The organism is Corallococcus sicarius, assembly GCF_003611735.1.
Classification (GTDB): domain Bacteria; phylum Myxococcota; class Myxococcia; order Myxococcales; family Myxococcaceae; genus Corallococcus; species Corallococcus sicarius.
The window spans coordinates 1-3806 of the sequence record NZ_RAWG01000528.1 but is presented as its reverse complement, the minus strand read 5'-3'; the positions used below and the strand labels follow the sequence as shown (position 1 = coordinate 3806).

The 3806-nt window shown below is 72.9% G+C and carries 2 protein-coding genes; one reads left to right on the top strand and one right to left on the bottom strand.

Going from position 1 to position 3806, the window contains the following annotated elements; all coding sequences use genetic code 11:
- The coding region (locus D7X12_RS40120) for a DUF2135 domain-containing protein (protein ID WP_120630404.1) at window positions 1-3070 on the top strand (3070 nt) is incomplete at its 5' end.
- Window positions 3071-3078: 8 nt separating this feature from the next.
- Here the strand turns inward: D7X12_RS40120 and D7X12_RS40115 are convergent.
- Window positions 3079-3806: type 1 glutamine amidotransferase domain-containing protein (locus D7X12_RS40115; RefSeq protein WP_279637294.1), on the bottom strand; the 728-nt coding region annotated here is incomplete at its 5' end.

The window sequence follows — 3806 nt, the reverse complement described above, 5'->3', positions numbered from 1 at the left end:
GGGCATCGGGGGCCGGGGGGCAGGCGCCGCCGACGTCCAGTCCGAAGCCTCGGCGAAGCCCGCGAAGAAGTCGGCCGCTGAACCCGAGGCCCCGACGCCGGTGCTGCCTCGCGTGGAGGCCGCGCCGCGCGCCGCCAAGGTGCTGGTGATGAGCGACGACGGTCGCTACCAGCCCCTCAAGGCCCGCGCCATCCGCGTCGTCACGTACATCCAGGGCTCCCGCGCGCGGACGGTGGTGGACCACCTGTTCGAGAACGACACGGGCCGCAGCCTCGAGGGCACGTTCTATTACCCGCTGCCCGGAGGCGCGACGGTGGCGGGCTTCGCGCTGTACTCGGGGGCGGTGACGGTGGACACGCCGTCGCTCTTCCAGTCGTCGGAGCTGCTGCCGCCGCTGGGAGACGCCACGGCGGAGTCGGAGCGCCTCACCTCCGCCGCGCCGCCCGCGGCCCGGGGGGCGAAGCGCTCCTGGGGCGACCTCCAGGAGGCCCGCGTCGTCGAACAGAAGCGCGCCAGGGAGGTCTACGAGGACGTGGTGCGCCGCAACGTGGACCCCGCGCTGCTCGAGTGGTCGGGCGCCTCCACCTTCAGCGCGCGCGTCTTCCCCCTGCCGCCGAAGTCGCTCAAGCGCGTCGTCATCGCGTATGAGCAGACGCTCCTCTTCGACGGACAGCGGCTGCGCTACACATGGCCGCTGCCGCCGGGCGCGGGCCAGGAGGTGCGCATCACCGCGCGCGTCCACGTGGATCCGCGACACGCGCCGGAGGTCACGGTGCAGCCGGACGCGGGCGCGAAGGTGCGCAAGGTCGGCGCCTGGCAGGTCTACGACTTCCCGAAGCTGACGGGGGACGGAGCGCTGGCGGTGGCCCTGAAGCCGCGGCGTGACGACGCGGACGTGCTGGTGGGCCGGGATGACGCGGGGCTCGCGGGGCACGCCTTCCACGCGCGGGTGCGGCTGCCCGCGGACCTCACCTCCGGCGCGGACGGCGCGCCCACGGGCCGCGCGGTGCTGGTGGTGGACACGTCGCTGTCCTCCGAGGACGGCAACGCCTGGGCCATCCAGGCGGCCACGCTGCGCGCGCTGTTGGAGAAGGACCCGACGTTGAAGGAGTACGCGGTGCTCCTCTTCGACGTGCGCCCCCGCTGGCTGCACGGGCCGGGCTTCCGCGTGAACGACGCGGCGCACCGGCAGGCGAGCTTCACCGAACTGGAGCGCGTCTACCTGGAGGGGGCCTCGCACGTGGACGGCGCGCTGGAGGAGCTGGACCGGGCCGGGCGCGAGTGGCTCAAGCCCACGGCCCCGGGGGAGCGCGTGACGGCCTTCCTGCTCTCCGACGGCAACATCACCTGGGGACAGAGCCGCGTGGACGCGCTCCTCTCCCGGCACCCGAGCGTGGAGTCGCTGCGGTGGGTGACGTATCGCTTTGGCGAGGCGGCAGTGAACACGGAGCTCTTCGACGCGCTGGCGCGCTCCAGCGGCGGGCGCGGGGTGAGCGTCCTGTCCGCGGCGGAGGTGGACGCCGCGGCGAAGGCGCACCGGGCGGCGTCGGTGGTGCTGTCGCGGGTGTCCGTGGTGGGCGCGGACGTGAAGGACCTGGTGGTGGCGGGCCGGCCGCGCCTCGTCTTCCCCGGGCAGGAGCTGCAGGTGGCGGGACGGCTGCAGGGCAAGGGCGCCGTGGCGCTGGAGGTGGTGACCCAGGCGGGCACGGCGCCCGAGCGCACGCTGCGCATCCCCCTGCCGCTCGACGAGGGCAGCGCGTTCGCGCCGCGCGCGTGGGCGGAGCTCTTCGTGTCGCGGCTGGTGTCCCTGGATGACGTGCGGTTGGACCGGATGGTGGTGGCGCTCAGCCAGCACTACCGGCTGGCCAATGCCCGCGCGTCCCTGCTCGTGCTGGAGTCCGAGGGCGACTTCCAGCGCTACGCCGTCCGCGACGAGCAGGTGGACCTGGGGAACCTGGAGGCGCTGCGGCGCCAGGAAGAGGACCAGCGCCGCGACAAGCTCCTGGGCATCGCGCTGGATGACGTGCCGGAGAACAGCCGCGCGGTGGTGGCACGACTGTCCGCGCAGAAGGCGGCGCGGCTTCCGCTGCTGAAGCGCCAGCCGCTGCGGGACGAACCCTACGCGGGCGGTGAGGAGCGGCTCCAGGCGGAGCTGGCCTACCGCAAGGCGCGGCGGGAGAACCGGGACGACGTGATGATCTACGAGGCCGTGGCCCGCAAGCGCGCCTTCTCGGGCGACACGTGGGGCGCGGTGAGGGCGCTGTCGTCACCGGTGGAGCTGCGCTCGCAGGACGCGGAGGCGCTGCGGCTGGTGGGGTACGGCCTGCTGGCGCTGGGGCAGTACCCGGCGGCGGCGGAGCTGTTCGAGCACGTGCGCCTCAGCCGTCCCTTCGAGCCCCAGGCGTTCCTGGAGGAGGCGCTCGCGCTGGACGCGTCGGGGCGCTATCCGGAGGCGGCCCGGAACTACGAGATCGTGCTGGCGCGCCCCTGGAAGCGGCATGGCGAAGAGGTGCGGACGGTGGCGGCCTTCCACTATGCGCGGATGCTGGCGGGCCTGGAGCGGCAGCCAGGGCTCGCGGAGGTGGCCCCGGTGCTCAGGGCGCGCCGCGAGGAGCTGACGGGGCCCCAGGGGCGGCGGCTGTTCGCCAATCTCTGGCCCATTGACTACCAGCTCACCACGCACTGGAACTCGGACAGCACGGACATCGACCTGTGGGTCATCGAGCCGAACGGGGAGAAGTGCTTCTACCAGCACAAGGAAACGCGGCTGGGCGGGCAGCTGTTCTGGGACATCACGGACGGCCTGGGGCCGGAGCTGTACCAGGCGCGCAAGGCGGCGCCCGGGCCGTACCACGTGCTGGTGCACTACTACGGCAACAACTCGGCGCGGTACGTGGTGCCCACGGCGCTGCTGCTCGTGAGCGACCGGGGCGTCTTCACGCCCAACGACATGGCCCAGCGCCGCTTCCAGGTGCGCATCCTGCCCAACAAGGACTCGCGCCTGTTGCTGCGGCGCGAGGTGTTGGTCGCGAGCGGCAAGGACCCCGTGTCGGCGCAGCCCGCGCCCTGAAGCGGGACTCAGGGCACGGACTTCGACGCGGGCGCGGCCTGCTTCAGGACGAGGTCTCGCACCGCCTCCGCCGTGCCGGTGGCGGACTGCGGGTTCTGACCGGTGACGAGGCGCCCATCCACGACCACCTTGGGCGTCCAGTTGGCGGCGGGCTGGTGCTTCGCGCCGCGCTGCTCCAGCGTGGTGGCCAGGAGGAAGGGCACGACCTTCTCCAGCTTCACCGTGCGCTCCTCCTCGTCGGTGAAGGCGCTGACCTGCTTGCCCGCCACCAGGTACGCGCCGTTGCTCAGCTTGACGTTCACCAGCGCCGCGGGTCCGTGGCAGACCGCGCTGACGACGCGGCCCGCTTCGTAGACCTCGCGCGTCACCCGCTGCACCGCCGCGCTGCCGGGGAAGTCCCAGACCGCGCCGTGGCCGCCCGCGTAGAACACCGCCGAGTAGCGAGACGCCTTCACGTCGTCCAGCTTGAGGGTGGTGCGCAGGGCCTTGCGGAACGCGGCGTCGTTCCAGTAGCGCGCGTTGGTGGCGTCCTTGAGGTCCAGGCCATCCACCGGAGGTTCGCCACCCTGGATGGAGGCGAACTCCACCGGGATGCCGGCGGCGTCGAAGACCGCCAGCGGGTGGGTGACCTCGCCCAGGTAGAACCCGGTGGGCTCACCGGTGCTGCCCTTGGTGGCGTGGCTGGTCATCACGATGAGCACGGGCGCGACGTTGGCCCGGGGCGACTTCGTGGCGG